General features: G+C 69.1%; 3 protein-coding genes and 1 pseudogene. All 4 read right to left on the reverse strand.

Translation table 11 applies throughout. The features are described from left to right. Positions 1-72 precede the first annotated feature (72 nt). Positions 73-669 carry a sugar nucleotide-binding protein gene (locus tag AB0B89_RS35845; protein WP_358562073.1) on the reverse strand — a complete coding sequence of 199 codons (597 nt, stop codon included), beginning with the start codon at positions 667-669 and terminating at the stop codon, positions 73-75. Then, entirely contained in the window at positions 651-1085 is a 435-nt protein-coding gene (locus AB0B89_RS35850; protein WP_358562076.1) for a transposase family protein, read from the reverse strand. Before AB0B89_RS35850 ends, AB0B89_RS35845 begins: the two co-directional genes overlap by 19 nt. A 231-nt stretch (positions 1086-1316) precedes the next feature. Next, positions 1317-2210: a methyltransferase domain-containing protein gene (locus AB0B89_RS35855; RefSeq protein WP_358562079.1), complete on the reverse strand. Its 894-nt coding sequence runs from the start codon at positions 2208-2210 to the stop codon at positions 1317-1319. Positions 2211-2489: 279 nt separating this feature from the next. Next, a pseudogene (locus AB0B89_RS35860) lies at positions 2490-2892 on the reverse strand (hypothetical protein); the annotation flags it as partial.

Consider the following 2892-nt stretch of genomic DNA (forward strand, 5'->3'; position numbering starts at 1 on the left):
CCACCACGTCTACAGCCACCGACGCACCCTCAATCTGTTCAAGATGGAAGTGAGGGAATCAAGCTGACCAAATCACAAACTCGCCGGGGCCCTGGGCTCGTATCGGCTTACCGCATCGGCTCCAGCGACATGGTGGACGCCGTGATACTCGGATGCGGCAAGTTCGAGGAGCGCCGCAGCGAGATCGACGACATGCACGGGACATCGCACGTCGTCGGTGAACAGCATTCCTCTCGCCCTGGCGGTGGCCAGTGAATGCACCAGCGCCTCGTGCGGCGAATCACCGTCACCGATGATCAGGGATGTCCGGGCTATCACCGCGGTTGCCGCGATCGCGTTCACTGCTGTCTCGGCAGCGGCTTTGGCCGCACCATACGGGGTGATCGGGTCAGGGACGCACGTCTCGTCATAGCGAATCGCGGCACCCGAGAAGACCGCGTCGCTGGACACATGTACCAGGCGCCCACCCGCCGCAGAGACAGCGAGAGCCACGTTCACGGCTCCCATCGCCGTGCTCGCCCAATCTGTCTGCCGGAACGCAGCGTTAATGACCGCCTCTGGCCGAAATACGCCGATCAGCGCGTCAACGTCCTCTCGTCGGCGCACATCGAGCGGCAACCACTCAACACCTGCGGTCTCTCCTGATCGGGTCAGGTAGGTCGCAGCCACATCATGCTTGGCCCGGCCGCCAGACGGTGGGTGAGCCGGGCACCGGCCCTGCCACCCAGTGCCAGGGCAATCGTCTGCAGCATCTGGCGAAGTTGGACGCTGTGACGTCCGTAGCGGATGGTCAGCCCGGGCACCTGCTCGGCGAAGGTCTTCTTGCCGCAGTGGTCGTTATCACACCAAAACCGCAGCACTCGCAGGTGAAGCACCGTCTCCTGACCGCTGACCGCGGTGTCGCCCACTCGCCGCTCATAGCTGCTGTGCACGCGGCGGGAAACCCGCCCACACTGCGAGCATGCTGCTTGTGACGTGCGGGTTCTGGCGCGAATCCTTACCGATCTCCCCGACCGGCCCACCTGATCGATCTGCAGGCAGGCCAGGTGAGGGAAGAGAACCGCCAGCAACTCCGGGATCGTCACCCAGCATGATCAGCAAGTCAGACAGCCGACCACCGGAAGATCACGAAATTAGTGCCAGAGCCACAGTTCGACCGGTGTTGACACCCGACCGGTGTGTCGGCACCGGGGTTGCGGGACGTTCCGAGACGATGATCGGCATGACGACCGCCCCCGCAAGGGGCTACTCCTGCGGCCCGAAAATCTCCTCGACGAACTGCGCTGTGGGCAGTCGGACAACGCCTGGATCCGCACCTAACCGAGTGCCGGCGGGTACTCGGCTGGACGGCGTCCCCAGGCCGAGATCAGCGGCGCGAGTGTCAGGTCGAGTTCGCCCGCGTGGATGGCGGCCAAGTGCGCGTTGATCTCGGCGTCGTCGGCCAGGCCGGCCGCGAGCAGCTCGCCGCGCACGTGCCGGATGGTCGCCGCCTCCAGCCGGTCGCAGGCTAGCCCGCCGACCGGGAAAGAGCCCGCCGCGGCGACATCTACCAAGCCGGCCTCACGCAATGCCCGCGGCAGCGTCCGGCCGTAGCGCAGGTCCGCGCCGCGGCGCGTCAGCAGCTCCCGGACCGCGTCGCGCAGCCGGTTGGCCCGCCGCTGCGCCGGGCCGCTGTCGTCCAGGCATGCCAGTGGCTGCAGAGCGGTATCGGCGTCCTCGATCAGCAGCCAGCCGCCGGGCCGCAGCGCCGCCGCCATCGTGGCCAACGCCCGAGCCCGGTCGGGTACATGGACCAGCACGAGCCGGGCGTGCACCAGATCGAACGTCCCCGGCTCCGGGGGCGGATCAGCGGCGACGTCGTGCCGGCGCACCTCGTACCCGCCGCCTGCCTTCAGCCACGACGGGTCGATGTCCGTGGCCAGCACGTGCCCGGTCGGACCGACGGCCGCCGCGAGCGCCTCCGGGATACTGCGGCCACCGGCCCCCACCTCCCAGCAGCGCGAGCCAACCCTGACCCCTAGTCGATCGAAGTGCCTCCGCGTCACACCGTCGAACAGCTCGGCCAGCCAAACGAATCGCTCGCCCGCCTCGGCGCGCGCGTTGTCCAGCAGGTACCCGCGGGCGGGAGCGGGCTCTCCACCGAGCGCGGTAGTCCCGCCTATCGGATCCGGTCGGCCACCGACGTGCGGCGGGCGGGGCGAGGAGGTCATCACTACATGGTCACCTCCCCAGACCACCAGCGCCACGACGACGGGAGAGTGATATCTCACACAGCCAGCGAACCCCGCACGTCCTACAGCACGGTTCTGCACCGTGACGCGGCGACTCGCCCTTGTGAGGCGCTCTTCGAGCGATGGCCGGCCGGCAGGCGCCGCGAGGCGAAGCTGGAGTGGCTGTGGGGCGCCGCGCCACGGACCGAATCCCTCACCGAGGCCATGCGGGAGCCGAGCCCCTCGGGGGCATGAGGCCCGCGGCTCAGGAGACCGGAGTCAGTCACGGTCGAGCAGCGCCGTCGCCATCCGCTGGACGGAACGGGTGAAGCGGCGGGGGTCGCCGGGCGGTGTCAGGTGGCGGATCAGTCCGCCGTCGAAGACCGCGAGCAGGCCGTGGGCCAGGAACTCGGCGTCGAGGTCGGGACGTTCGCCGGCGATCAGGCCGCTCAGGTGGCGGTGCCAGAACCGGTAGCTCGGGTCGGCGTACTTGTCGTCGGCGCAGGCCTGCTCGTGCGCGGAGAACAGGACGGCGTTGCGCTCGGCGATCAGGCCGAGCCCGTCGAGGAAGGCCAGCAGCCGCTGCCGGGTGGGCGCGCCGGGGCCGAGTCGGAGGTGTCGATCGGCGCGAGGTCGCGTACGGCCGAGGCGAGCGCGAAGCCCATCTGGCCGGACATCCGCC

The sequence above is a fragment of the Sphaerisporangium sp. NPDC049002 genome, from assembly GCF_040649355.1.
Lineage (GTDB): Bacteria > Actinomycetota > Actinomycetes > Streptosporangiales > Streptosporangiaceae > Sphaerisporangium.

Excerpts from the sequence above, each read along its gene's own strand:
- AB0B89_RS35855 (WP_358562079.1), bottom strand. The coding sequence starts at position 2,210 with ATGACCTCCTCGCCCCGCCCGCCGCACGTCGGTGGCCGACCGGATCCG.